At 42.0% G+C, this 26,566-nt stretch carries 21 protein-coding genes and 2 CRISPR repeat arrays; of the genes, 10 read left to right on the top strand and 11 right to left on the bottom strand.

Going from position 1 to position 26,566, the window contains the following annotated elements; translation table 11 throughout:
• The first annotated feature begins 71 nt into the window (after window positions 1-71).
• Together CLV51_RS12775 and CLV51_RS12770 are read left to right on the top strand one after the other, a co-directional pair.
• Complete coding sequence (locus CLV51_RS12775) at window positions 72-815, top strand: hypothetical protein (protein ID WP_146151276.1); 744 nt, start codon at window positions 72-74, stop codon at window positions 813-815.
• Window positions 793-1,632: a formylglycine-generating enzyme family protein gene (locus tag CLV51_RS12770; protein WP_245898701.1), complete on the top strand. Its 840-nt coding sequence runs from the start codon at window positions 793-795 to the stop codon at window positions 1,630-1,632. The genes CLV51_RS12775 and CLV51_RS12770 overlap by 23 nt, the downstream gene beginning before the upstream one ends.
• A gap of 80 nt (window positions 1,633-1,712) precedes the next feature.
• Here CLV51_RS12770 and CLV51_RS12765 read toward each other — a convergent pair whose 3' ends face one another.
• From CLV51_RS12765 to CLV51_RS29125, 7 genes are all read right to left on the bottom strand, one after another.
• Window positions 1,713-3,554 carry a SusD/RagB family nutrient-binding outer membrane lipoprotein gene (locus CLV51_RS12765; protein WP_158266994.1) on the bottom strand — a complete coding sequence of 614 codons (1,842 nt, stop codon included), beginning with the start codon at window positions 3,552-3,554 and terminating at the stop codon, window positions 1,713-1,715.
• A 10-nt stretch (window positions 3,555-3,564) separates the two neighbouring features.
• A complete protein-coding gene (locus tag CLV51_RS12760; RefSeq protein ID WP_106528413.1) occupies window positions 3,565-7,305 on the bottom strand; it encodes a SusC/RagA family TonB-linked outer membrane protein in 3,741 nt (1,246 codons plus the stop codon).
• Window positions 7,306-7,497: 192 nt separating this feature from the next.
• Window positions 7,498-8,685, bottom strand: a complete 1,188-nt coding sequence (locus CLV51_RS12755) for a FecR family protein (protein ID WP_106528412.1) — start codon at window positions 8,683-8,685, stop codon at window positions 7,498-7,500.
• 83 nt (window positions 8,686-8,768) lie between these two features.
• Entirely contained in the window at window positions 8,769-9,407 is a 639-nt protein-coding gene (locus tag CLV51_RS12750; protein ID WP_106528411.1) for a response regulator, read from the bottom strand.
• Between the two features lie 138 nt (window positions 9,408-9,545).
• On the bottom strand, window positions 9,546-10,760 hold the full coding sequence (locus CLV51_RS12745) for a lanthionine synthetase C family protein (RefSeq protein ID WP_106528410.1): 1,215 nt from the start codon (window positions 10,758-10,760) through the stop codon (window positions 9,546-9,548).
• A gap of 94 nt (window positions 10,761-10,854) precedes the next feature.
• A complete protein-coding gene (locus CLV51_RS29130) occupies window positions 10,855-11,028 on the bottom strand; it encodes a hypothetical protein (protein ID WP_158266993.1) in 174 nt (57 codons plus the stop codon).
• Between the two features lie 201 nt (window positions 11,029-11,229).
• Window positions 11,230-11,391 carry a hypothetical protein gene (locus tag CLV51_RS29125; protein ID WP_158266992.1) on the bottom strand — a complete coding sequence of 54 codons (162 nt, stop codon included), beginning with the start codon at window positions 11,389-11,391 and terminating at the stop codon, window positions 11,230-11,232.
• A 244-nt stretch (window positions 11,392-11,635) separates the two neighbouring features.
• Here CLV51_RS29125 and CLV51_RS12740 point away from each other — a divergent pair, with 244 nt between their 5' ends.
• Window positions 11,636-14,788 carry a lantibiotic dehydratase gene (locus CLV51_RS12740; protein WP_106528409.1) on the top strand — a complete coding sequence of 1,051 codons (3,153 nt, stop codon included), beginning with the start codon at window positions 11,636-11,638 and terminating at the stop codon, window positions 14,786-14,788.
• Between the two features lie 44 nt (window positions 14,789-14,832).
• The gene (locus CLV51_RS29120) at window positions 14,833-14,970 is read left to right on the top strand and encodes a hypothetical protein (protein WP_158266991.1); all 138 of its coding nucleotides are present in this window, start codon (window positions 14,833-14,835) and stop codon (window positions 14,968-14,970) included.
• Between the two features lie 117 nt (window positions 14,971-15,087).
• Window positions 15,088-15,440: a CRISPR direct-repeat array (repeat unit 29 nt; unit sequence ATTTCAATTCCTCTTGGTGCGATTATAAG).
• 128 nt (window positions 15,441-15,568) lie between these two features.
• On the opposite strand, the gene CLV51_RS12735 is transcribed toward CLV51_RS29120, so the two are convergent.
• Both CLV51_RS12735 and CLV51_RS12730 read right to left on the bottom strand, forming a co-directional pair.
• Window positions 15,569-15,751 (bottom strand): hypothetical protein, encoded by a 183-nt coding sequence (locus CLV51_RS12735; protein WP_106528408.1) that lies wholly within the window; start codon window positions 15,749-15,751, stop codon window positions 15,569-15,571.
• Window positions 15,752-15,892: 141 nt separating this feature from the next.
• Window positions 15,893-16,417 (bottom strand): hypothetical protein, encoded by a 525-nt coding sequence (locus CLV51_RS12730; RefSeq protein WP_106528407.1) that lies wholly within the window; start codon window positions 16,415-16,417, stop codon window positions 15,893-15,895.
• A 424-nt stretch (window positions 16,418-16,841) separates the two neighbouring features.
• Window positions 16,842-17,193: a CRISPR direct-repeat array (repeat unit 29 nt; unit sequence ATTTCAATTCCACTTGGTGCGATTAAAAG).
• Window positions 17,194-17,310: 117 nt separating this feature from the next.
• On the opposite strand from CLV51_RS12730, the gene CLV51_RS12725 reads away from it, so the two are divergent.
• Window positions 17,311-17,508, top strand: a complete 198-nt coding sequence (locus tag CLV51_RS12725; RefSeq protein ID WP_106528406.1) for a hypothetical protein — start codon at window positions 17,311-17,313, stop codon at window positions 17,506-17,508.
• 59 nt (window positions 17,509-17,567) lie between these two features.
• Here the strand turns inward: CLV51_RS12725 and CLV51_RS12720 are convergent, their stop codons facing one another.
• Window positions 17,568-18,341 (bottom strand): 3-keto-disaccharide hydrolase, encoded by a 774-nt coding sequence (locus CLV51_RS12720; RefSeq protein WP_106528405.1) that lies wholly within the window; start codon window positions 18,339-18,341, stop codon window positions 17,568-17,570.
• A gap of 683 nt (window positions 18,342-19,024) precedes the next feature.
• Between CLV51_RS12720 and CLV51_RS12715 the strand changes: the two genes are divergently transcribed.
• Complete coding sequence (locus tag CLV51_RS12715) at window positions 19,025-20,611, top strand: purple acid phosphatase family protein (RefSeq protein ID WP_106528404.1); 1,587 nt, start codon at window positions 19,025-19,027, stop codon at window positions 20,609-20,611.
• 46 nt (window positions 20,612-20,657) lie between these two features.
• Entirely contained in the window at window positions 20,658-22,421 is a 1,764-nt protein-coding gene (locus CLV51_RS12710) for a cytochrome-c peroxidase (RefSeq protein ID WP_106528815.1), read from the top strand.
• Between the two features lie 123 nt (window positions 22,422-22,544).
• Here CLV51_RS12710 and CLV51_RS12705 read toward each other — a convergent pair whose 3' ends face one another.
• Complete coding sequence (locus CLV51_RS12705; RefSeq protein ID WP_106528403.1) at window positions 22,545-23,495, bottom strand: hypothetical protein; 951 nt, start codon at window positions 23,493-23,495, stop codon at window positions 22,545-22,547.
• A gap of 129 nt (window positions 23,496-23,624) precedes the next feature.
• Between CLV51_RS12705 and CLV51_RS12700 the strand changes: the two genes are divergently transcribed.
• The 3 genes from CLV51_RS12700 (at window position 23,625) to CLV51_RS12690 (ending at window position 26,373) form a co-directional block, all read left to right on the top strand.
• Window positions 23,625-24,206, top strand: coding sequence for a hypothetical protein (locus tag CLV51_RS12700; protein WP_106528402.1), 582 nt, complete (start codon window positions 23,625-23,627; stop codon window positions 24,204-24,206).
• Window positions 24,207-24,301: 95 nt separating this feature from the next.
• Window positions 24,302-25,243, top strand: coding sequence for a helix-turn-helix transcriptional regulator (locus CLV51_RS12695; RefSeq protein WP_106528401.1), 942 nt, complete (start codon window positions 24,302-24,304; stop codon window positions 25,241-25,243).
• A 71-nt stretch (window positions 25,244-25,314) separates the two neighbouring features.
• Entirely contained in the window at window positions 25,315-26,373 is a 1,059-nt protein-coding gene (locus tag CLV51_RS12690) for a winged helix DNA-binding domain-containing protein (RefSeq protein ID WP_106528400.1), read from the top strand.
• Window positions 26,374-26,566: the final 193 nt, after the last annotated feature.

The raw sequence follows: 26,566 nt of genomic DNA, 5'->3' as shown, positions 1-26,566 counted from the left end.
AAATTCACAGGTCCTTGGCTTACCTTAGCAAAAATTTTTAATTGTCCAACCCACTTATTGTAAATTATTATATGAAAAAAACCGTTGTTTTCCTTGCTTTACTGGCCACTTACTGTACTTGTTCCGCGCAGGAATCAGATGAATGGAAAGAACCCGGTAAAGAAAGCCAGGCTTATCATACATACAGAGAGAAGATCACCAGGCCTCCCTATAACCTCCAAAAGATCAATACCCTGATTGAGCAAATCAAATCTGATGACAATGAAAATGCCGTGCTTAATCAAAAAATCTATCTGTCTCTTTCTCTCCGCGAAAAATTCACTTATCATGTAATTCATCCTGAGTCCTATAGCCAGAACTGTGATGCTATGCCACCTATACCGGATGAGGATAAAAAGATCTTCGCACAATTACCTGATGCATTTGGTGAATATAGCTGGAGTGAACGGCAGGTAAAGTTTTTCAGCGCCAACCACGATTCAGTGGTTGCATACATCAGCGCTTCTATCGGGAGAACTAACAGGATCGGGGTTAACTTTAAAAAAGTTATTACTGATATAAACGCAACAGAAATGATTCCCTTACTGATCAGCACTTATAATACGGATCATAAAGACCACGATATACTTACAGTGCTGATGCTGCTGATGAAAAACAACGAATATGCCCCTTTCCTCGTTTCCCCCTCTTACAAAAAATTATTTGCCAACCAGGAAACAAGTTACCAGGCATTCTTAAATTTCAATACCCCTAATGAAGAGCTGATCATCAACAGGGCAACCAGTTTTTACAATGGACTTCCGAAAAAAAATTAGCTGCACCCTCATCTTACTGTTGACATGCCTGCACATCATGCAGGCGCAGGATAAGCCGGATGTTGTTTTAGTACCCAAAGGTCGCTATTGGGTGGGGAAACAACATCATCTGCTCAACCCGCTGCGCGAAGTATATGTAGATAGTTTTTATATCGCTGTATATGAAACAACCAACCAGCAATTTGCACGTTTTATATCAGCTACTGCCTATATCACAGATGCCGAAAAAAAACATGATGCCCTCGTTTTCAGACCGGGGCTGCAGGAATTTGAATGGGCAAACGATTCAACCGCCTGTTGGCGATTTCCTAATGGCGTAAGTCGGGGTGGCATTGAAAATAAAATGAATCATCCTGTTACCTGTATCAGTTACCAGGATATACTGGCTTATTGTCAATGGGCGGATGTAAGGCTCCCTACGCTGGAAGAATGGGAGATTACCTGTCGCGCCGGTGCTGCCACTGATTATTTTTTCGGAGAAAAAGACGATGAAATAGGCAGGTACGCCAATATCTGGCAGCAACGCAATCATTTACAGGCCGATAGTTCAGACGGTTATGTGTTTACGGCGCCTGTAGGCAGTTTTTCGCCTAATCCCTGGGGGCTGTATGATATGTATGGGAATGTATTTGAATTCTGTTCCGGTAAGATTAAAGCAACAGAAAGCAGTACGCTTGCCCATGCCCGCGGCGGCTCCTGGTGGTGCAGCAAAGCTTCCTGTCATTTTTTTAATTCTTATGATATTGGTCGTGTTAATAAACGTGCCTCTTTCAGCAATCAAGGTTTCCGGATAGTAAAACAGATCCCATCTAAATAATTACGAATTACGAATTGCGAATTACGTTTATGAGCGAAGATCGCTTCGATACGTAATTCGCAATTCGTAATTACTAATTATTAAAACTTATCCCACCAAATCCTTCCTTTAGTATCCTGTGCACCAGCACCATAATTCGCATCTTTTGCCATCATAGCCTGAACAGCTGCAGTATAATTGGTCAGATTCAGCGTTGAACTTACGCTAAAATTATTTCTGCGCGGAACGAGCAGATTCCTGCTACCATCCCAGAGATTTTCCAGGTATGCAATAGAAGATCCGTCGCCGATATGGCCATTGTTACCAGCTCTCACATCTGTAAACTGAGGATAACCGGTACGTTTCCAGGTAGCCCATGCTTCATCCGGTTGCATGAGGTAATGCACCCATGCCTGTGAATAGATACTCTGTAAACCTAAATAAGGAATACCTGCCGGCGTAGCAAAAGCGCCAATGCTTACGGTATCTGCTTTAGGAACTTTTGTAGCCACCGCAAAAGCCTGGTATTGATTGAAGGATGCCTGCACACCTTTATAATACCATTGCGAAGCTGTTTGCCCCAATCCGTTTCCACCTTTTGCGGCTATCTCCGCCATCATAAAACAAGTTTCCGCATAGGTTACAAAATATGATTTCATTTTAATGGTAGCTCCATCAGAAAAAGCTTCATCTGTATGCATCAGGTTCTGCTTAGACCTTTGATCAAATCCTCCAAAACCACCGTTCTTAACAAACAGGCGGGATTGTATGGCAGATAAAAAACCTAAGGTTTGATTTGTACCATCGTTAAGGGTAAATGTTTTATTTCTATCCAAACCGGTACTGCCGTAGGTGGCATCTCCTGCTGAAGCGGGAGATGCATGTTTACCCCAGTAACGCACCTTGTTTTCCGGTAGCGCTAAAGCAGCCTGAGTGGCTGCATTACCGTTTACCTTCGTTGTCAGGTATTGATTGGAGTTATCTCCAAAATCATTCTGACGCAACATAAAGTTAATACGAGGGTCATGTGTAGATTTCAAAAACTCTACAAATGAATAACAAGCGTTGTAATTAAAGAGGATCACATTAATATCATCCACATTATTCATCCAGTCGCGGGTATGATTAATAGCGAAGGAGCCATCGTTTGTAGGATCTGTTACTGACGGTGCAATCAGCTTACTGTCGAAGTTTGTTGCGATATCAGTTAATACAGCCGGTAACTGGGCAGGATCGCGTTTTTCGTAACGCTGTGCAATTTTGATGCGCAATGTATTCGCTAATCCATACCACTCACCATAATCACCTCCATAAAACAAATCCTGGTTGCCTAATGCGATCTGACCATTTGTGTTATTCTTTAACAAAGTGGCTGCATCTTTTAATTTCTGATCAAAAACTTTATACAGATCATAATCAAAATCATATGCAGGGAGCGGATACTTGGCATCATTAAACGCCTGACTGTAGGGCAATGCACCAAAAATGTCTGCCACCCGCCATGCGTGATAAACATCCACAATAACACAAATTGCTTTGAGTCCCTGGTAAGTAGTTTTTTGTGCATCCGGCAGTCCGTCAATTTTATCAATAATGCGGTGCATATCTCTGCCGGTGGAATTAAAATAATCGGTATAAAAAGGCAATGCCGGATCGGCGCCTGTTGCTTTTGTCGGGTCACAATATTTAGCGGATAAGCTACTGGTGGTTACCGCATCAGGAACAACATATTGCAAATAAGACAAAGTAGTTCCATATCTTTTGGATACGTGATCACGATCACCAAAGTTAATATCAGCAGTAGCGCCGGTAAACAGGTACTCCGGATTTACATCAGGCAGCAAATTTGGATTGGTGTTAATGTCGATCAGTGTTTTTTTGCACGACTGACTTAAAGTAGCCAGTGCAAGTAATCCTAGTATATAATTAGTAGTCTTTTTCATCTTTAACATTTTACAGAGTAATGTGAATGGAAGCAGCATAATTACGGGAGAACGGTACTCCACCTGTAATGAAGGGCCTGAATGGATCATTACTTTGTATAGATTCCGGGTTCTGACCTCCTGTTAATGTTCTGTACATGTAACCAATATTACGGGCCGTTAAAGTTAATCTTGCTCCTTTTAAATGGATTCTATTAATGATAGCAACCGGTAATCTGTATCCCAGCGTAATTTCACGTAACATCACCCAGGAATTTTTGCTGATAGATTCGTTGTTGTTAAGATTTGTTTCCCATCCGTAAAAAGTATTGTAGTATAAAGAGGCTTTAAAAGGCTCTACTAATTTTTTATCATATGCTTCCTGGAAAGTCATACCGGCAATACTAACCGTTGGCTGCAAAGGACTCATTTGTCCTTCATCAAATACTGCTTTTGGAATAACACCATCATAAATTGGTTTTCCACCGTCCCAGTTAGGGTCCGTACGTGCTACGCCTCCATGTGCCTGATCGCGGAATTGCAGGGTTTGCAATGGTGTTCCCTGACCCATTGCGTATGCATAGGACTCTGAATATACATATCCGCCAAAACGTCCATCTACCTGTGTAAATAAACTAAAGTTTTTATATCTTAAAGTAGCGCTGATACCACCTGTCAGATCTGGTTCCACCTTGCCTTTGCGGGGGTTCTCAGAACCGGCAGGCAGCAGGGTGAGGTTGTAATTAGCCAGGTCATATTGTCCGGCAGCATTTGTAAAACGGTTTCCGAATGTTATTAACGGCCACCCTGTTTTAGGATCGTTTTTGGTACTGGCAGCAGCATCACCTATGTTTGTTGTCAACACACCAAAATCTCCGCCTTCATAGGCATGTACGCTTACCCCTTCATAATTACCACTCAGGTTCCAGTCTTTAATGCCATTTCCAAATTCAATTATTTTGCTCTTGTTATGTGCCATGTTAATAGCGAAATCCAGTCCCCAGTCTTTTCCACGGATAGGCGATACATTTACGAGCAGTTCCAATCCTTTATTCTGAATATTACCAGCGTTAAAGAACACCTGGCTGTATCCTGTTTCCGGTACACCATCCAGGCTGATTAACTGGTGGAAGGTATTTGTTTTATACCAGGCAAAATCTACATTGATCAGGTCTTTAAACAGGCTGAAGTTGGTACCCAATTCTATTGTGCGTGATATCTGTGCTTTCAGATCGAGGTTAGGTTTGATATTAGCATTGTATTGGGTGGCTGTACCAACGGAAGCACCATTCTGATTAAAAATGGTAGCCGGAGAATAACCAACACCTGTTTGATAAGGGCCTGCAATACCAGAGTTTCCTACATTTGCCCAGGAAGCTCTCAGTCTGCCGGAAGATAACCAACCTGGCATACATTTCTGGAATTGGTCATAGAAGGAATACGAAAGGTTGACAGAAGGATAAAATATAGAGTAGTTATTTTTTGCTCCTACTGCAGCTACAGGATAAGTTAAAGTAGATCTCCAGTCATTACGTCCTGTTATTTCTAAGTTTAAGAATTGTTTATAGTTCAGGTTTAATATTCCTCCCACCCCAATGGTTAATTGAGAAGGATATTTAGGACCGGGGATACTATTATATCCATAATAATACTGGTTTTGAATATTCATGGAAGAGTTGCCAAGGAAGAAGCGATTAGGAACACTCAGCTGCCCGTTAATACTGGCGCCATAATTTTCTCCCATCATATCGCCATAGTCTTCATTGTATAATCTTAAGTCGATATTCAAATCCTTGTTCATCACTTCTTTAGTGGCATGCGCCATAAATAACAAGGTGTAATCTCCGGAATAGGTACCGCCGGAAGCATAGTAGCCACCAACATTGTTAGTACCATTGCCATAATCTTTTTCTTCTGTCCGTATTTTGTAGAAATTGATATTACCTCTGGCAGAAAAATCTAACCATGGATTTACCTGGGCTTTAAGTTGCAGATATCCCAGGAATGAATTTTCGTGTCTGTAATAATTATTTTTATCAAATCTGGAGAAAGCATTTACAGCTGCTCCCAGGTTGGCATATGTATCAGCAAAATCCGGTGTGTTATCTGCTGCACGATAAGTATTATGCCAATCCGCAAAATCTATATTTCTTGGTAAATAATAGCTGTTAAATGCGAGGTTTTGTCCGCCGCTATAGTAGTACCTTCCCTGGGAGAAGAAATTTTTGGCAACCGTATTAGCATAGCTGATACCAAAATCAGTAGAAAATACATTGTTCAATTTGGCGCCCACTTTTAAATCAAGTGAATTTCTCTTCATCGCATTGTTTGGCAATAATCCATTGGTATAGTTATTTGAATATGACAAGCGATAATTAAATTTCTCTGTAGCACTGCTGATAGCAACGTTATTATTTACGTAATTGGCGTTTTGATAAAAAGTTTTCCAGTTATTGGGCTGTGGAGAATATGGCAACATTCTCTTAGGATTATATGCAGCAGGGTGCATGCTGCCATCCATTACCGGGCCCCAGCTGGCGTCTGTTTTAGTTTGTGTGCCATCTGGTCTGAAATTACCTTCTCTTTCAAAATAATCTCCCTGACCATATACATTCTGGTAATCCATCGGCGCTTTGTATATCCTTTGGGTCTGGTAAGTAGAATTAACTTCTACCTGGAAACCTTGTCCGGCCTTTGCTCTCTTGGTAGTGATTACAATGGCACCATTTATACCTCTTGAACCATAAATAGAAGTGGCGGCTGCCCCTTTTAATACGGTAATGGACTCATAATCATCGGGATTTAAGTTTTTTAGTTGTGAGCCGGCATCAGCATTATCTGCATCCGATACATTATTACTTAACACGTTACCATCTACCACAAAAATTGGCTGGTTCACGTTATTGCCGGGAGTACCCAGTACCTTAGCGCCCCTGATTTGAATAAATGGTGAAGTTTGTACACCGGCTGCTGTCATTACACTCACATTAACACCTGCCACTTTACCCTGCAACGCCGTAATCGGATTCACGGTGTTGGTACGTGTCAGTTCTTCTCCTTTAACGGTGGTGAGGGCATAACCTAAATTTTTGTCCTGTTTGGCAATACCCAATGCCGTTACCACAACTTCTCCCAATCCGCTGGTACTGGCTTCCAGGGCTATCGACAGCTTATTGCTTTCACCTATCTTAATTTCCTGTTTTTGGAAACCGATAAAACTAATTTCCAGCACATCGCCGGGATTAGCGTTGATGGTAAACTCACCATTCACATTGGTGGTGGTTCCTTTATTAGTGCCTTTAATTTTTATAGACACCCCAGCCAGTGGTTTATTATCCGTTCTATCGGTAATGACCCCTGTTATTTCCTTTCGTACGGAAATGCTGTTGGTAAGATTTTCTTTATAGATCTTATCTTTTTCTTTTACTACTACTGTACTTCCTACAATAGCATAGGTAAACGGCTGGTCCTTAAAACACATATCCAGTGCTTTCTCCAGCGTTTCATCCTTTACTTCTATTGTCACTCTGGTTGCTTCCTTCATCGATAATTCATCAAAAAAGAAAGCGTAACCTGTTTGTTTTTTTATGCCGCGGAAAATCTTCCCGAGAGAAGCATTTTTCTCAGAAAGGGTAACCTTCTGAGAGTAGGCATGAGCACTCACCTGCAGACAGGCGGCCAATAGCATAATGGCTGTGCACTTCATAAAGAGCAGTGTTTTGGTTAGTGTACGACGGTCAAAATACCGGCGTATACAAAGAGAAGTTTGCATACTTTTGTAAAGGTTTTGGTTGAACAATAATGCAGTTTGTCAAAATGATTGTCACATTTGGGGAATCAAAACCAGCCACCGTCCTGACTCTCACCTCAGGGCGGTTTTTATTTTGAAATCCCGGTATTTTGGTTGTCTGTTCCGTTTTGGTTGTCTATATCTATAAGCAGCGTTTAGTAGCTGCTCTTCTATTTAAGGCAATACGACAATCTTTTTATCTTCAATTCTAAAATGTATTTTACTTTCTTCCAGTATTTTTAATACCTGTGAAACATTGGTATTACGTGAAATCTCTCCACCAAAGCGGCGGTTGGCAATGTTTCCTTCATAAACAATATCTACATCATACCAGCGGGCTATTTGCCGCATAACGCCGGGTAAGTCGGCCTGATCAAAGGAGAAATAACCGTTTCTCCAGGCCATTACGCCTTCTGTATCAATATCTTTATATAATGACAAGTTTCCTTCCTGGTCTAATTGCGCTTGTTCTCCTGGTTTCAGAAGTTGTTTTGCATTGCCTTTGGATACCAGCACACTTCCCTCCAGTAGCGTAGTTTTGATAGTATGCTCATCAGGATAGGCGCTCACATTAAAGTGTGTGCCCAGTACCTGCACATCCATACCATTGGCGTGTACAACAAAAGGAATTTTCTTTCCGTTACGGGTGGCTTTAGCTACTTCGAAATAGGCTTCCCCGGTTATTTCTACCCGTCTTACATCTCCGGTAAAAGCCGTGGGAAAGCGAACAGAAGAAGCAGCATTTAACCAAACGCTGCTTCCATCAGCTAATACCAGCTGAAACTGTTTGCTTCTTGGGGTTGTTATTGTATTATATAATAACTGTTCATTGTTTTTGTCGGCGGTATTGTAAGTAATACGCCCCTGGCGGTTAGTGATTTTTGTTTGGCCCTGCACCGCCAGCAATCCGTTACCGGCGCTATCCAGTTTAATTTGTTTGCCGTTGGCTAATATCAGCACTCCTCCCACTGTGCCGGGAGCGATATCGAATTGTTTAGTTACGGAAGCTGTCACCGGTGGTGCCGGTGTTTTTTTAAATAACGGCCAATAACCACTGATGGCTATAAGTAGGGTAATACAAGCTGCAACAGCTATACCCGGTATCCTGCGTATATTTTTCTTTACCGGGGTACCGGGAGCAGTCACCATCATGGTGGCGAATTTCTCGTCCCAGTCTATACCACTCTTATCTTCCACGTTTTTTGCCTCTTCCCAGTGTGCTTTCAGCACAGCACTCAGGACTTCCATATCTTCTTCGTGTCCCGCTTTGCGCAACATTTCCTTAAGATCGGCTTCCGAAATCTTATTGTCCAGGTATTGTGCTACCAGGAATTTCCATGCATTGACATCCCCGTTTACCATAATTTATGCGCAGCAAAAAAGTAATCCGCTATAAGTAAGACGAATAAACCGGGAGGTATAACTAATGCCTGGTAAAAAAAATATCAGGTTTGCATGGGGGCCAGTAGTTTGTAGTCGATAGCACATTTGATGAGCATGGCTGTATTACGGGCATGGAACTTGCCCAGCAGGTTCCTGCGGTGGCTGTCTACCGTATCTGCGCTGATAAACAGTTTCTCAGCGATTTCATGGTTAGTATGTCCGTTTGCGATGAGCCACAACACTTCCTTTTCTCTTTTGGTAATATGTAGTTGTTGTGTTTTGGAGACCCTGCCTTCTGCTTTCAGTGCGTGTTCCAGTTCAGCGGAGAGGTAAGTATGACCGGCATACACTTCGTGAATGGCCTTCAGCAGTTCTTCTTTGTCGGCGTTTTTCATAAGGCAGCCGCTGGCACCGCTTTCCAGCATCCCTGCGATGTTGCTGTAGTCTTTATGATAACTCAGTCCCAGCACTACTACTCCGGGGTATAATTTTTTTATGATAGCGCATAGTTCAGCACCGCTGATATCCGGTAACAGGGTGTCTAAAAGAATAACATCTGCTGTATGGTTTACTAAAAAATTAAGGCATGATACGCCGGTACGCGTTTCCCCTGCCAGCTGGATATCTTTTTCCAGGCTGAGTAAGGCGCGCAACCCCTCCAAAATTAATGGATGATCATCAACAAAATATAATCGGATCATGGTTTTTCAGGTTTGCTGTAACGTTGGCATGTTGGTATGTCTTGGCATAACAATCACGGGTGAACACAATTAAAATGTCCATTTACTAGTATCTGTAATATAATAAAAAAATCTCAGGGCAAACGCTTCATGAAAGGTTTAAGATATGAGTAAGCAGTTTCCCCAGGCAGGTTTAGTGTCTGTATCAAGAAAGCTGATCAGGGATAACCCAATACCGGCAATTCCTTCCAGTACATTGTAGCTGTTGGTATAGTTAGGATGATGATAAAACTTGAATCCTGCCGGGCCGTCGGTCCAGGTATTCATTTGCAGGGTTGTTTGCAGCCAGTCGGTGGCGCCTTCTTTCAATAAAGGATCACCGGTAGCTATAGCAGCCTGTTGCAGGATATGAGCAATACCCGCGCTACCGTGGCAGATACAGGCATCATGTACTGCCCCGTTTTTTACATCCCTGAACTGTGCAATATTTTTGAATATATTATGCGCTTCTTCTTTATAATCATTCCGCTGCAGGCGCTCACCGGCACCCCATAACGTTGTAGCGATGCCAAGATCGCCGTAACACCAGCCCAGCCGGCTATGTGCCTCATTCACAATTTCATTGGCATCATCTACCATGACAGGGTAAAGAGAATGTCCTTTTTCACCACCCGGTTTTTTTGCAGCCAGCAACCATTTTACACTGCCTTCAATAAGCGGGGCAATGGTATCCACCGCAATACCCTTTTCATAGATCCTTGCCAGTACAGCTATAATGGCTGGCACTCCATGGGCCAGCCCCATGTTAAATAAGTTGCGGTCTTTTTGTTCCAGGCTGTTGCTTGAAAACTGATCTTTCCAGGTAATACCCGTGGGTACAGTGATAGCTGTATTTTTAAGATGCGATACTATCTTTTCCAAATGTGTTTGCGCAGTAGGGTTCGGCAATCTTTCGAGGAAATAAAGTGCGGTGCCTAATCCCTGGTGCAGGAAATCGTTTCTGCCTACGCTTAATTCTGCCTCCATAAAATCACTGACAATGACATCGATATCCACGAAGGCATCCGACATATCATCTTCTTCAATGAACCCCATTGTAATGAGATGCTGTATACACCAGGCCACGCCTGCGATCCCACTGCAGTGAGAACCATTCATGGGTTCTTCAGATAATGCCTGCAGGCATTTTTGTATAATTTCATGTACTTTAACCAGGTGTTCATCCCGGGAGGTGATCTGGTAATAATAGGCGTAAAACAAGGCACAGCCTGCATATCCACCTAATAGTCCTGTGTTGGTATCGTTTGTTGTAAACTGGTCCAGTTCATCGCTGATCTGCTGTAACAGCGATGCTGTTTCTTTTTTATGATCCATATATTAAAAGCCGTTATAAAAACAGGTAATGGCAAAACACATACTATTCAAAAGTACGTGCTTTGCCATTGGGTAAAAAGTTTTTTAATATTAATTAGAAACGACAGGAATCCACACTGCAAATAGGGGCACCCTGGCTCATATTATTCGTGCAAATACGGAATGAATCACAGGCGAAAGATCCTGCCAGTTCATTTTTTGTTGATTTAGAAAGGCCGGCTACTTTTATTTTGCCAAGACTTAATTTTTTTTCGGATAGCTTTTTCATAACACTTATATTTTAAAAATTACGGGTACTCAATCGATACAAATAATATCCCTGGATGGTCCGTGACAAATAATTTTCAGCGAACAATTCCATGTTGTCGTCAGTTGTACGGCATCACTTTGGGTTTTGCTGAGAGCGGACACTTTAATTTTTCCGAGATACAATTTTTTTTCAGATGGCTTTTTCATGCCTGATCATTTTTTAAAAACATGGATCTTTTGAAATCGGTGGTGTACACTTCATAAAAAGACTGCAACCAGTGTAGGTTGGGGCTTTTCCATCTCCTTTTTCAAGGCTGCTGATACTTAATTTTGCTACTTTAACTTTGCTAAGTACAAGTTTTTTTTCAGGTGTTTTTCTCATGATACAAATTTATTTGTTGAATAATAAAAGAAAGCGAGGCCAGGTTCTTTGAGGATATTAAAAATTATAGGTTTACATAAATAACGGGTTCCATTATAAATGTAGGTAGAAAGTCAGAAAATATAGATCACGGAAAAGCGTGATTTTTAAATGTGTATGTTAAAACACAGAATTTACCGGTTTTCCGTGATATCCTTCAACAGTATAAACAATTACCTTCATCCACTAATGTTGCGCTTGAGCTATGACCCAATCCGAAAATTTTTATATCGTAAGAACGCCACTTTTATCAATTAGCCTTCCGGATCAGTTAAAGAATGTTTCCAACACTACCCTTGCAGCTGCCATAAAAGAAATTTTTCAGGATGCTTACCTGCAGGAAGCTATTTATATTGCCTCCCCTGAATTATACCAGGAACTGGAAAAATGGCAACAGGGCTCACTTAAAAATGAAAAAGAAATCAATAAACTGGCGGCAGCGCTATTTCGCTATCTGCTGCGTATGAGCAGCCGGTGTACTCCTTACGGGCTTTTTGCAGGCTGCGCCACCGGCGCACCGGGCAACCACTCTGCTATTACACTGGCTGGCCGCCAACAGCATAAAAAACACTGCCGGCTGGACATGAACTATGTAGCAGAATTAGCTGCTGCTATCACTGCCATCCCTGAAATAAAAGAACAACTGCTTTATTTCCCTAACAACTCTTTGTATAAAATAGGCAGCCGGTATCGTTATGCTGCATACACCATTAAAAATAAGATCCGTAATTATTACCTCACCTCCGTTAACAGCAGCAACTATCTCGATAAGATGCTGCGCACAGCGGAAAAAGGAGCTACGCTCCCGGCTATACGTAATAGTATTGTAAATGAAGAAGATAATATAAGTGCAGAAGAGGCCGCCGCATTTACAGATGAACTGTTGCAAAACCAGCTGCTGGTAAGTGAACTGGAACCTACCGTTACAGGAGAAGAATTTTTTTCCCACCTTGTTCAAAGGCTGGATACCCTGCAACACACTGCGGCATACCAGGCTCCGCTGCATCGTATACAGGAACTGCTACGTGACCAGCAGGCAGGAATAGAAAAATATACCACCACACATTCACTGGTTACCTCTATTGTTACGGATACCAGTAATAAAGATCTTGTGCAAACAGATCTCTTTCTGTCTACTACACAGAATACGCTCAGTAGCACCATCATTAACGACATCACTTCGCAAACAGCACAGCTATGGAAACTTGCCAGGGCTAATAACAACAGCGACCTGCAAAATTTCTGCAATGCTTTCCGTCAGCGTTATGAAGAACGGGAAATACCGCTTAGCCTGGCACTGGATACAGAATCAGGTATAGGTTATGCCGATCATAGTAACAGCAATACAGACCATACTCCGTTGGTAGATGGTATTTACCCCACACCTGAAGCCAAAGCAGATACAATTACCCGGAACAAAATACAGGCATTTCAGGCAGCACAACTACAGCAATGTTTACGGCAGCAGCACAAGGAAATCGTTATAACAGATCAGCAACTCGAAGACCTGAAAGATAAAGACGTCCCTACATTGCCATACAGCACGTACCTGATGGGCAGCCTCCTGGGCAGCAGCGCAACGGCCATAGATGCTGGTGATTACCTTTTTGATATGACTGGCTGCAGCGGCCCTTCAGCGGCCAACCTGCTGGGCAGGTTTTGTCATGGTGATGAGGCGTTGACAGATAAAGTGCTGGCCTGTCTTAAAGCAGAAGAAGCAAATGATCCCGATAAGATCTATGCGGAAATCATTCATTTGCCGGAGGCCCGCACCGGCAACATACTCATGCGTCCCCGGCTGCGGGACTATGAAATTGTATATTTAGCCAACAGTCATACCCCCGACGCCTACCAGATCCCACTGGCAGATCTGATGATACGTGTACAAAACAACAAAATCGTATTGCGTTCTAAAAGGCTGAATAAAATAATTATTCCCCGACTCAGTACCGCACACAACTTTCGTAATGGCTTACCGGTATATAAATTCCTGTGCGACCTGCAATACCAGGATTACCATGCCGGCATCGGCTGGCAATGGCAGCTCCCCACGGAAGAAGTCTTCCTGCCGCAGGTACGTTATGGTAAAATTATCCTGAGTAAATGCACCTGGATACTGCGCAAAAAAGATTATCCCGCACTTTCCAAAGAACAAACCAAACCTTACAGGGAAATATTTGATGAGATACGCCACCAACTGCAATTGCCCCGTTATGTAGTGATTATGGAAGGAGATAATGAGCTATTGATTGACCTGGAAAACGAAGCGGCCCTTCACCTGCTGGCCGCCACCCTGCTCAAGAAAGACCAGGTTACCCTACAGGAATTTTTAAGTACGGAAGAAAACTGCTGGATAACTGGTCCGGCCGGAAAACATACCAACGAGTTCATCATTCCGCTGAAAAATGTTCCGCCGGAAACCAATAAACCATCCATTGGTACTGTTATAACGTCTTCTCATGAAATGCCTGCCAGGCAATTCATTCCCGGTAGCGAATGGCTATACGTAAAACTTTATTGCGGTACCCGCAGTGCAGAAAATATATTAAAAGAAGTATTGTGTCCGTTAACAAGTGAATTAATAGCAGCAGGCGTCATTGATAAATGGTTTTTCTTACGCTATACAGACCCGGAACATCATTTGCGGATCAGGTTTCACAATGATACCAATAAAGAATTCTGGAAAGAAGTACTGGATAAATTGTACAATGCCATGCAACACTTTGCCGACAAAGACATGGTATACAGGATACAAACAGATACCTACGAAAGAGAAATAGAACGTTATGGCGCAAACACGATGGCATTCAGTGAAACCATTTTTTATTATGACAGTGCCGCTGTAATTAATATCGTCAACCTGCTGGATGAAGAAGAAGGAGAAAATTACCGCTGGCTGCTGGCTATCAGGGGCGTAGACATGCTGCTCAATGATTTTGGGTACTCTCTGACCGAAAAAACAGCATTACTAAAAATGCTGCAAAAAGGTTTCTTTGACGAGTTTGGTGGCGGCAAACCTTTACTCCTCCAACTAAACGACAAATACCGGGAAGAGATGCGAAAAGTGAGTGGGATACTTGATCCTTCCCAGGATGAGGAAAATGGCATAGAAGAAGCCATTGCACTTTTCACTATCAGATCTCAGCAAATAAAAACAGTACTTGCTGAAAAAGGCATCATCAACCGCGATGATCTGCTCTCCAGCTATATTCATATGTTCCTTAACAGAATACTATTATCCAACCAGCGCAAACATGAGCTGGTTATATATCATTTCCTCAGCAGGTACTATGACTCTATGACAGCCATCCTTAAAAAACAGGCGAAAGAGCCGGTACCCGCAAAAAATAACCGCTAAAATTATCTCTCCGTATTTTCTACATCCTCTAAACACATATTAGTATGAAAAAGAAAAACGAGAAAAAAATGAAACTGGGTTCAATTAAAGTTGCCAAATTGAACATCTCCAACGAGGGGAAAGGTATCAACAAAGATCATACGATCTTTACCACTACAACACACAGGACGTATGATTGTTAATTTTTTAGTGTTTTAGTTTCAGTTTAATTGGCTATTCTTTTTTATAAAGGGTAGCTAATTTTTTTTAAGGCCAGAGCGCTCGTGTTGCGGGAAGTTGCATTAGTTCTGTATTTATTCATTTCAATTCCTCTTGGTGCGATTATAAGTCGTTTCAGGTTACCATGAAACGACCCATTGTAATTATTTCAATTCCTCTTGGTGCGATTATAAGGTGTTCCGCCTGTAATACTCACCACCATGGTAACCATTTCAATTCCTCTTGGTGCGATTATAAGGACATTGGCAGGCCAGGCCCGCCCAAATGAATTGTTATTTCAATTCCTCTTGGTGCGATTATAAGGTTTTAAGTATATCGTGTATATCGCGTGTATTATACCATTTCAATTCCTCTTGGTGCGATTATAAGTTTGATATGACTTACGGGCCATTTCCCGGAACCGATTTTCAATTCCTCTTGGTGCGATTAAAAGTTAGTAACATTAGTTGTAAAAGTCGATATTTGACCTGACAATAATAAAAACTAGATCAGGCTTCACCTTACACAGATGGTAAAAATAGTTTCAAAAAACCAGTGTTTTTTGAAATATTGTAATAAACACTACATTTCAGGTAATGAAAAATGGTGGAGGATAGATTTAACAACATATTCAGGAATGTTGCTGATTGTTCCATCCGAGGCACGTACTAAAGCGTGGATTACAGATATTTTTTGCTGCAACTCTTCCTGATCAATTTCTGCACTTAAAACAGGCTGCAGGCGCTCAATGTGGGTGTCATCCATATTAAAATGGGTGCGTAATAATTTCGATTTTTTCTATATCCATAATGAACGTTTTTTGAAATAAGCTATTTCGGACTTTTGATGTCTTTTCTTTATAGGGAAGGCATTTTTCTATACATATGATAATTTGCAACTTACATTTTATTTTATCATAAAATCATGATAAGGCATTCTTGTCTCTATAGAATAATTTCCAAAATATTCTACGGATTTTGTCTTGTAAATATGCACTTCTGTGACCCTAAAATTTAAAACCGGATCTACGTTCGGAGTTCGTACTAAGACAATTGTATTTTCTTCGTTCATAGCCCATATAAGTAAATCTAAGTTCCTTGGTTCTTCCGGTGAATCGTAATTTCTAATGCCGACATGACCAAATTGATTGACTATTGCTTGCTCCAATTTATTGTCTGTATCATTTACAAAGAGAATTATATTGTTAATGATTTTATTTTCATTCGTGGAAATGAAAATATATGGAATGCTGATCGATTGCATCAATGAATCTGATGTTTGTAAGACATAAAATGAGCTATCATTTGGCCGTGTAACAAATAAACCTTTATCCTTGAAGGAGCTAAACGGAATAATATTTGAGGCATCTTGAATATTCATTCCAAGCCTAATATCGTTTATCCCGGAATTAGTAATCTTAATTTGTGCCATAGATTTATATGGTGCATATCGTTAAAAGTATCATGCAAATGCAGCTCGCTTTACGAAGATATTTAAATGTACATTGGAAACATATTTTTATAATATTCATTTGAGAATAATTAATACACTAAGGTAATCCATTTGGGCAGCCATATACTGCCGAATTAATTGGAACACCAAGATTCATTGGAGGTGTAATTGTTGCACGACCTCCCCAGGTGCTCATATATTCATTCATTTGGGCTATAAAGTATTGGCTCAAGGTAATATCTCCAATCGTTGGATTGTTCGCATACAACTTATATGTGGCTAACATTGCTGAATTTTCTGCCCTGGATGCAATGCTTGCGGCTTGTGCATTACCTATTCTCCCTCTTAATGCATTTAAAATATACTACATCCCCGCCGTCTGTAAATGCACTCTGTTATGAATCTTTTCAATTCACTTGGTGCGATTAAAAGGACACACTGGCTTTTGCCAATGGTAAATTATTTTCATTTCAATTCCACTTGGTGCGATTAAAAGAAAGTAAGTATTCGAATTGCTTCATCCAGATCCGTATTTCAATTCCACTTGGTGCGATTAAAAGAAAGTAAGTATTCGAATTGCTTCATCCAGATCCGTATTTCAATTCCACTTGGTGCGATTAAAAGATAGTACCGGGCAACAGTTATTAGATGCTAGTATCTCATTTCAATTCCACTTGGTGCGATTAAAAGAGAAACGAATGAAGCGATGGCTATCTACAAAGAGGTATTTCAATTCCACTTGGTGCGATTAAAAGCGCATTGATGGGGGTGTTTAATGTTCCCACTTTTATATTTCAATTCCACTTGACCACGACGACCGGTATGGAGAAAGAAACGGCGTACATTATTTCCTGCTGAACAGCGCCAGCTACGTGTACACCGACTCCGGAGCACATTTCTATAAAGATGCGCTTTTTGCCTTTGTAACGCTCGATCCTTCGGGATGGCTGCATATTGAAGGCCGGTCAAGTACATACCGGGATCCTGTGCCGGAAAAATTAAAAGCCCGGTTTCCAACCACCATCAGCAAACATGCTATCAGATTATTTGAAGGTAAGGCCAACAGCTAACAAAAAAGGAGTTACCATCACTGGTAACTCCTCTTCAATATCATACAATATATACGCTCCTATAATTCTCTTACCCAAATATTCCTGAAACTGATCGGCTCACTTTTATCACCGTGTGCCTGCAGTTTAATAGGACTTGCACCATGTGCCTGACGATAGGCCGGTGCTCCGATGTATTGTGTTGGTCCTTTCAGCTCTACGTTGTTCTGTACCACTACACCGTTAAAGATCACCGTTACATGAGCTGGTTTAACCAATGCGCTGTCTGCACCAAAAACGGGCGCATTCCAGATCACATCATAGGTTTGCCATTCACCTGGTTTAACAGCGGGATTAGCCAGTGGAACAAACTGTTTGTAAATACTACCGGCCATACCATTGGTGTAGGTCTTGTTGTTATAAGCATCCAATACCTGTAATTCATAGCCGGCATCGCCTTTGCCGAGGGAGGCCAGGAATACACCGCTGTTACCACGCGCCTGTCCGCTGCCGGTGATATTTGCCGGTACACGCCATTCGATATGCAGCTGGTAATTATTGAACGACTTCTTCGTTTCTATATTACCCACCTGCTTATTTACAGTGAGTAGTCCTTTCTCTACTTTCCATTTGGCTTCGGTATTCCTGTCGTCAGCCATTACCCACTGATCCAGGTTGGTGCCATTAAATAATATGATTGCATCTGATGGCGCACCGCCACATTGTTTGCTTGCTGTTACTACCGGAGGCACAGGAGTATATACTTCTGTATCTTCAGGCTTCGCCTTTTCCTGCGCATTTACTGCACAAAATCCCCCTGCTAAAAGCAAGGTTAGTAAGAATTTTCTTTTCATAATCTATTTTTAACTGGACTAAGTTCCTTGTTTACGCAAAGGTTCCAGTATGCGCTGGCGGGCATAATTTCCTGCTCAAAGGCAAAACACGTGGAATCCTGGTCACAATAATATACAAATTATTATACTATCGCAAGCATTTTTTATAGATAATTGCCCGACCGAATCATTAAGTTAGAGATTTCACTTGATGCGATCAAAAAGGCTAACTGGTCATCATCAAGGGCATCCGGGGCTATAATTTCAATTCCTCTTGGTGCGATTAAAAGTTTCATCTCCTCCTCATTGCCCTCCCGAACCAACTATTTCAATTCCACTTGGTGCGATTAAAAGACTAACGGTGGCCAAAGCTGAAAACCTTTAATAATATTTCAATTCCACTGGTGCGATTAAAAGAAAAAACAGATCTATTATGCTCTTAAGATACTTAAATTTCAATTCCACTTGGTGCGGTTAAAAATCCCTCCCAACAAATCTAATAATTATTCCCCCTCTTTCAATACCCCTCAACATTAACCCTCCAACCAGTAATTTCCATTTGATAACACACAGTTAATACTAAAAAACATTATTTGTGGATCATTTAAGTTTAATTATAGTGCGCTACCATGAAATGCTGCCAAACACCTTCCCTTTGAAAGCTACCGGCTATTCAGAAACAACTAAAAAATAGTTATCACTATATGAAATCAATCTTAATTATTTTCTCTTTTCTCGTCACTGGATTAACAACCATACAAGCGCAGGAAGCAGCCGTTAAAACCGGAGAGAAAAAAGCAAAAAGTGTCGCCTCGGTAAATCTTATCCGGGGACCCTATTTACAGGTGGCCAGCAGCCATAGTATATTAATCCGCTGGCGCACAGATGTATCTTCCAGAAGTCGCGTTAAGTATGGTACAGCGCCTGGTCAGTTAACGCAACAGGCGGATGATGCCAACCTGGTTACAGAGCATAAGGTGAGTTTAACCAACCTGCAGCCTGCTACAAAATATTATTATTCTATTGGTGGCTTTCAGGATGTGCTGCAAGGCGACAATGAAAATTATTTCATCACCTTACCGGAGGCTGGCCAGACTGGTGTTTATCGCATAGGTGCATTAGGTGATTGCGGTGATAACTCCATTAATCAGCGACAGGTAAAAGAGCAGGTGATCAAATACCTGGGAGATAATTATATGAATGCCTGGATCTTACTGGGAGACAATGCTTACTCCGATGGTACAGATGCTGAATTCCAGAGTAAATTTTTCAATATTTATAAAGATGATCTGTTGAAGAGAAATCCACTGTTCCCCGCACCGGGCAACCATGATTATCATGATACAGATCTATCTGCCCAACATGCGCAGGAAACACATCAAACAGCCTATTATCAAAATTTTTCCATGCCCGCCCAAGGCGAATCTGGTGGCGTACCTTCCAAAACGCAGGCGTTCTATTCCTTTGATCTTGGCAATGTACATTTTCTCTCCCTGGATTCTTATGGTAAAGAAGATAGCGCTTACCGCCTGTATGACACCACCGGGCCACAGGTAACCTGGATTAAAAAGGATCTGGCAGAAAATAAAAATAAAGGGTGGGTAATTGCTTACTGGCATCATCCGCCATATACCATGGGTTCTCATAATTCTGATCAGGAAGAAGAACTGATTAAGATCCGTGAAAATTTTATTCAGATACTGGAACGATATGGTGTAGACCTGGTACTGAACGGGCACAGTCACGATTACGAAAGATCAAGAATGATGAAAGGACATTATGGCCCCGCCGCTTCTTTTGATGCCGCCAAACACAATATCAGCGCATCTTCCGGCCGGTACGATGGTGCAGATAATTCCGCTCCTTATGTAAAGGATAGTGTGCACAATAATGGAACGGTATACGTGGTGAGCGGTTCAGCAGGAAAGCTGGGCGGCAAACAAACCACCTATCCGCATAATGCCATGTATTTCTCTGACGCAGACCACGGAGGGGCGAGCATGCTGGAAATACAGGACAACCGCCTCGATCTGAAATGGATTTGTGCAGATGGTACTGTTCGCGATCAGTTTACCATGATGAAGAACGTAAATAAACATACGGATATCAAAATAAAAAAAGGCCAGCAGGCAGTATTAACGGCCTCATTTGTTGGAAAATACAAATGGAACAATGGCAATGCTAATACCCGCAGCATTACGGTAACGCCCGGTACTGGCGTCACCAAATACACTGTTGCAGATGAGTTCAACAATATAAAAGATACCTTCAGCGTATATGTTTCCAAATAGTAAAAAAAATATCATCTGGCCTTGCTTTTTTTTGTCTGTGTTATGTATGGCATGGACACTGAAGCCAACGCAGGATAATATTGGTCTTACAAATACAGTTGAATATTTCAGGGCAGGTTCCGCAACTTTTGCGGCGGCTGCCCTGAAATTACAGGATGCTATCAGCGCTATGGATGCGCATCAACCCCAAAGCATCACCTCCGCAAAAAATGCACTGAGAGCATGCCGCCAGGAATATAAAAAGATGGAGTGTTTCATGGACTACTTCTTTTATAGTTCGTCTTTAGTGTATAACAGACCTCCCAAAATAGAAGTGGAAGAACCTTACATGGAATACCAGGAGCCCACCGGTCTCCAGCAAATAGCCGCACTGCTCTTTGATAAAGATCCCTTTTCTAAAAAAGAGGAATTACTGGCACAGACAGCGGTAATCACCTCTTCTTCAAAAGATCTTGGTGCATTGTTGTACCAGTTTACGGCCACCGACAAAGAAATCATGGAAAGCCTCCGGCTGGAACTGGTACGTATTTATACACTGAGCATTACCGGCTACGATGCGCCGGAACTGAAAAGCGGTATCCAGGAAGCGTATCAGGCTATGACAGCTATTCAATACTGCTTACAACCTTTTTTGCAGGCAACAGACCCTGCAACCAAACGCGTATCCGAAGGACTCGCGCAATGTATACAATACCTGCAGCAACATCCGGATTTTGACACCTTTAACCGGCTCGAATTTTTATCTGACTTCGCCTTACCATTGCAGGAAAACCTTAGTATACTCATACAGGCACGGCACCTATACTTACATACCAGGAGCGCCTTAAATTACGATGCTAAAAATTTATTCAGTAAAAATGCACTGAACCCTACGGCTTTCCCAAATGCTTTACCCACTAACAAACCGCTGGTAGCATTAGGCAAAAAACTCTTTTTCGAAAAAGCACTATCCGGAAACCTGCACCGGAATTGTGCCACCTGCCATCAGCCGGAGAAATACTTCAGTGATGGCCTTCCAACCAGCATTGCATTTGATGGGAAAAGTCATGTTAAGAGAAATGCACCCAGCCTGTATTATGCGGGCTTTCAGTATGCACAGTTTTGGGATGGCAGAGAAAAAAATCTTACCGGACAGATAGAAAATGTGATCCGTAACCCAACGGAAATGAATGGTATACACCAGGTGGTGATTGGCAGGATCAAAGATAGTATTGGTTATCAGCAGGCATTTAAACAGGCATTCCCTGCTACAGAAGATGCGGTTACCATGCAAAATTTATCTGTTGCTATTGCAGCATTCATCAATACCCTGGCTCCTATGAGCGCTCCATTGGACGATTATTTTGCCGGCAATAAAAATGCATTAACGCCACAGCAAATAAACGGGTTCAATTTATTTATGGGGAAAGCACAATGCGGCACCTGTCATTTTGCACCGCTTTTCAATGGACTAACACCTCCGCTATATCAGCTCACAGAATATGAAAATACAGGGCTTACTGCAAATGATAATTTTCAGCATCCTCAAAAAGATAATGACGCCGGAAGATTTGATTTCTTCTCCATTAGTTTTTATCAGGGTGCTTTTAAAACACCAACCGTTCGAAATGCAGCGATGACAGCACCTTACATGCATAATGGCGTCTTTAAGGACCTGGAAAAGGTAATGGAATTTTACAACGCAGGTGGTGGCGCTGGCCTGGGGCTGGTTATTCCTGATCAAACATTATCCGGCAAACCGCTGGGACTTTCATCACAGGAAACCAAAGATATCATTGCATTTATCCAGGCCCTGACGGATAAAAATTAAGCAGCTTTCTTTTTAGGTTAAGCCCCACAGTTTTCCCTTCCAAATCTTTCCGGAAAATATCATACAAAACGAAGCAGGCACCGATGTATATCCGTGCCTGCTTTGTCTTGTATGATGTGTGAGTTAATTCACCGCTGCCTTTACCGGCAACTGCAATTCATAACCTTTACTGCCTTTATACACGTATCGTTGTTCTATAGTAAACTTGCCTTTCTTCTTACCCTTTACCAGGCTTTGGATTTCAGCAGGTAAACTTTCGATATCGGTAGATTTGTAAATTCCTTTTATGGTGATGACAATATCCCGGAAATATTTTTTATCGCTCATCGGCACGCTGTATTCGCTTGTCCAGGAACACAGGTCTGGTTGGTCACTATCAACTGTTTTTTCGATACCATAAGCCGCCATTACCTGCTGGTAGCTACCATTGGCGCCGGCAATCAGGAAATAAGCACCGTCAAAAGGGCCGCCACCACCGCCATTGCTGTGCTTGATCATAAAGGCATACTGGTCCTGCCCAATCAGCAAAGGTTTGGGGTGCGGGCATTGCGAAAATGCACCATAGGCCCCAATGGCTGGCTGAAACATTCTTAGCTTCCAGCCACTATCGGTTAAAACAAATTTTGCCAGCCCCAGCAAGCCACCTGTAAAACGGGAAGTCTGCGCACCGTCTTCATCAAACGCAGAATGGTTAAAGCTGATGACCTTATATTGCATACCCGACGAATCTTTGAAATCCATCACATTCATTAAACGGGTAGCTACGCCCCCTTCATAAGGAAAGGCCCCATTGGCATCTTCATTCACATCCGGGTATATTTTAGTCTTGCAGGTTTTACATTCCCAGTTGATTAATTCATTGGTGTAATCTTTTCTCACCAATTTATAATGTTTACCCGGAAAGAGCTGTAGCAAAGCTTTTTGTCCGTCAAAAGGGTCGGGCACCGTGAGCGTACGGTTTTGTAAAATGGTGTCACTCACGTTTTTCTTTATCAGGGATTCATCGCCGGATTGTGCGAAGCTGGTGGTGGCCAGGCTAACACTCAATAACAAAAAGGGGAACAGGTGTTTCATGCATGCTTAAATTAGAGATCAAATTGTTTTTATGCATTGGTCATGTACTTTTATCTTTACTTTGTGAAAGTCCATTGAAATGCGGATGCAAATGTAATTTATTAAGGATAACTATAATGACCCAAAAACATGAATGGTGATAAACTCATAAAATACCTGGGATATTCTTCTAATCATCCTGATCTGCTGGCGTTTTTAGAAGCGCAGGAAATAGATATACACCAGTTACCCGATCTAAGTTTACCAGATAAAAAGCTGGATAAAAAGAAGCAGGTCTACTTCAGATACCGGGGTATTACATTAGTATTTGAAAGGGATTATCCGGAGCAGGCAGAGAAATTGCGCCGGAGCGATCCTGATGGCAGCCACAATTTTAATCCGGAAGATTTCCGTATTAAAAACCCGGTAGGTGATGGTCCGCTTTACCTCGACCATATTATTTTTTCCAAACCTGAAGCCTATAATATTTTTTCCCAGCCTGAAGTTCCTGAAAAACCGCTCCTGTTGCCATTCGGATTACAATGGGAAGATAACGGCAAACGGCAGCAGCAACTATTTGGTCCTAAGAATGCCCATGGAGATCCTAAGAAGCCTTATTATGAGGAAGATGAATCAGACTACTACCATAACAGTTACAGGGTAGCTGTTCAGTTCAACCGTTTTGATAAGGAAGAAAAACTGCAGGAGCTCAATGTAAGCCTGAAAAAATAAACCGGGCATCTTCCCCGATCAATTCTTTTGCCCTTAAAAAGGCTTAAATTCGGCGCTGTTATACTATTCCAACGACCGTACCAATTAACCGCATCATGAACCGTTTTGACCGCTTAACCGCTATCCTGATCCATCTGCAATCAAAGAAGCTGGTACTGGCTCAGGAAATGGCCGATCGCTTTGATATCAGTTTACGTACTGTGTACCGCGACATCCGCTCCCTGGAACAGGCCGGGGTACCGGTGATAGGCGAAAAAGGACTCGGCTATTCCATTATGGAAGGCTATCGCCTGCCACCGGTGATGTTTACAGAAGAAGAAGTGATTGCCTTTTTAATGGCAGAAAAAATCCTTGAAAATCATGCAGACCTTCAAAACAGCGAAAGATTCAAATCTGCCATGTTCAAGGTGAAGGCCGTTTTACGCAATGCACAAAAGAAAGTACTCGAAGACCTGGAAGAGAGCATTACCGTAAAACATAAAAACTCCGAACATAATTACCTGGTAAACGATACCCTTCCCCAGCTTATTAAAGCCGTAGGGGAGAAAAAAACACTCCACTTGCAGTATGCATCTGAAGAAGGTACCACCGAAAGAGATATTGAACCCATCGGTATTTTCCATGAACACGGTACCTGGAATGCCATCGCATTTTGTCATCTGCAAAAAGTGTATCGTCATTTCAGGATGGAACGTATCTTTTCAATATCCTTTACCAATAAGCCTTTCCACAAGCAACACCCCTCCCTCAGTGAGTACCTGGAAAAGAAGGAAAAGGAACAACAGCATTCTTTCCCGGCAGTTATCGACGTAAAAAATGAGATGGTACGCTACCTGCAGGAACAAAAGTTCAACTATGGATTTGTGAGCGAGAAACAGGGCAAAACCCATACCCGCCTAACTTTCAACGCTCCCTGCATAGAAGCCTTTTCCAGGTGGTACATCACTTTTGCCGATCAGGCTTCTATTATAGAACCGGCATCTTTAAAAACACTACTCAAAGACCGGCTGCTGGAGGTGCTGGAAATAATCTCCTAGCCCTGTTTTACAACTGACATACTGTTGTCACACCTCCGGGTTAGCTTTGTATTCAAACAACACCTGAATATATGACCAGCAAGGATATAGCTCATCAACGCCTTTTTCACCAGCAGATGGTTGATTCACATTTTACAGACCCTTCTGCGTTGGTGGGATGGATGGGTTGTATACAGGCACAGGACTTTGCCGGCGCTAAATGGGGCATCGGCAACCGTATAAAAGGTATAACGGATGCGGCTATAGAAAAGGACTTCAACGACGGAAAGATCCTTCGTACACATATCCTGCGCCCCACCTGGCATTTTGTAACACCGGCAGATATTGGCTGGATGCTGCAACTAACAGCACCTAAAATAAAAGCATTTAATAAACGGCTACACGCTAAACTGGAGATCACCGACAATGATCTCAAACGCAGCAAAAAAATTATTACCACCGCATTAACCAACAACAAACAACTTACCCGCACCGCCTTGTTGGTATTATTAAAAAAAGCAAAGATCAATACAGATGATATCCGGATCAGCTTCCTGATCATGGATGCAGAACTGGACGGACTTATCTGCAGCGGCCCGCGGCAAGGCAAACAGTTTACTTATGCCCTGCTGGAAGAAAGAGCGCCCGTCATTAAATTAATTGATACAGATGCCGCCATTGCAGAATTATCCAAAAGATATTTCCTCAGCAGAGGACCGGCAACCTTGCAGGATCTTGCATGGTGGAGCGGATTAAGTATCAGTGACGCCAAAAAAGGTATTGAACTGAATAAAAAACAGTTGGCGCATATGGTAGTAAATGGCCAGGCATATTGGTTGGCCGCCGATACCAAATTCTCATCTAAACAAACACCTACCACTTACCTGCTACCTTCCTATGATGAATATGCCGTTGCCTATAAAGACCGGAATGATATACTCCGGCCGGAATACATAGAAGAAACAGGTTATGGCATTTTTAAACCAACCATAGTAATAGATGGACAAATAGCCGGCACCTGGAAACGTACGGAACAAACGCAAAAGGTAATCATCGAAACAAAACTGTTTAACAATACCAATAAAACTACCGCTGCCGCTATAACCAAGGCTACCACTGCCTATGCTGATTTTTTGGGTAAATCATTATAGCATCTGTTCACATCCTGGATAAAATTTTTCTATCGATATAAAAAAACATAATTCCGCAAATACTTGCGAGGTGGATGGGAATTTCAATTCCGCTTGGCGCGATTAAAAATTCATCTGTTTCATTTAAAGCTAAAGCCGCATAAATCTTACGATTTATGCGGCCTTTCTCATTCAGCCACCAGGCAAGACCTTA

The organism is Chitinophaga niastensis (assembly GCF_003014755.1).
Taxonomy (GTDB): domain Bacteria; phylum Bacteroidota; class Bacteroidia; order Chitinophagales; family Chitinophagaceae; genus Chitinophaga; species Chitinophaga niastensis.
Note: the sequence above shows the minus strand (reverse complement) of the source record. Positions and strands in the feature narration are given on the sequence as shown.

Bases quoted from the DNA above. Each gene is read 5' to 3' on its own strand.
- CLV51_RS12775 (WP_146151276.1), top strand. From the start codon at position 72: ATGAAAAAAACCGTTGTTTTCCTTGCTTTACTGGCCACTTACTGTACT.
- CLV51_RS12770 (WP_245898701.1), top strand. From the start codon at position 793: ATGGACTTCCGAAAAAAAATTAGCTGCACCCTCATCTTACTGTTGACA.
- CLV51_RS12765 (WP_158266994.1), bottom strand. From the start codon at position 3,554: ATGAAAAAGACTACTAATTATATACTAGGATTACTTGCACTGGCTACT.
- CLV51_RS12760 (WP_106528413.1), bottom strand. From the start codon at position 7,305: ATGCAAACTTCTCTTTGTATACGCCGGTATTTTGACCGTCGTACACTA.
- CLV51_RS12755 (WP_106528412.1), bottom strand. From the start codon at position 8,685: ATGGTAAACGGGGATGTCAATGCATGGAAATTCCTGGTAGCACAATAC.
- CLV51_RS12750 (WP_106528411.1), bottom strand. From the start codon at position 9,407: ATGATCCGATTATATTTTGTTGATGATCATCCATTAATTTTGGAGGGG.
- CLV51_RS12745 (WP_106528410.1), bottom strand. From the start codon at position 10,760: ATGGATCATAAAAAAGAAACAGCATCGCTGTTACAGCAGATCAGCGAT.
- CLV51_RS29130 (WP_158266993.1), bottom strand. From the start codon at position 11,028: ATGAAAAAGCTATCCGAAAAAAAATTAAGTCTTGGCAAAATAAAAGTA.
- CLV51_RS29125 (WP_158266992.1), bottom strand. From the start codon at position 11,391: ATGAGAAAAACACCTGAAAAAAAACTTGTACTTAGCAAAGTTAAAGTA.
- CLV51_RS12740 (WP_106528409.1), top strand. From the start codon at position 11,636: ATGACCCAATCCGAAAATTTTTATATCGTAAGAACGCCACTTTTATCA.
- CLV51_RS29120 (WP_158266991.1), top strand. From the start codon at position 14,833: ATGAAAAAGAAAAACGAGAAAAAAATGAAACTGGGTTCAATTAAAGTT.
- CLV51_RS12735 (WP_106528408.1), bottom strand. From the start codon at position 15,751: ATGGATGACACCCACATTGAGCGCCTGCAGCCTGTTTTAAGTGCAGAA.
- CLV51_RS12730 (WP_106528407.1), bottom strand. From the start codon at position 16,417: ATGGCACAAATTAAGATTACTAATTCCGGGATAAACGATATTAGGCTT.
- CLV51_RS12720 (WP_106528405.1), bottom strand. From the start codon at position 18,341: ATGAAAAGAAAATTCTTACTAACCTTGCTTTTAGCAGGGGGATTTTGT.
- CLV51_RS12715 (WP_106528404.1), top strand. From the start codon at position 19,025: ATGAAATCAATCTTAATTATTTTCTCTTTTCTCGTCACTGGATTAACA.
- CLV51_RS12710 (WP_106528815.1), top strand. From the start codon at position 20,658: ATGGCATGGACACTGAAGCCAACGCAGGATAATATTGGTCTTACAAAT.
- CLV51_RS12705 (WP_106528403.1), bottom strand. From the start codon at position 23,495: ATGAAACACCTGTTCCCCTTTTTGTTATTGAGTGTTAGCCTGGCCACC.
- CLV51_RS12700 (WP_106528402.1), top strand. From the start codon at position 23,625: ATGAATGGTGATAAACTCATAAAATACCTGGGATATTCTTCTAATCAT.
- CLV51_RS12695 (WP_106528401.1), top strand. From the start codon at position 24,302: ATGAACCGTTTTGACCGCTTAACCGCTATCCTGATCCATCTGCAATCA.
- CLV51_RS12690 (WP_106528400.1), top strand. From the start codon at position 25,315: ATGACCAGCAAGGATATAGCTCATCAACGCCTTTTTCACCAGCAGATG.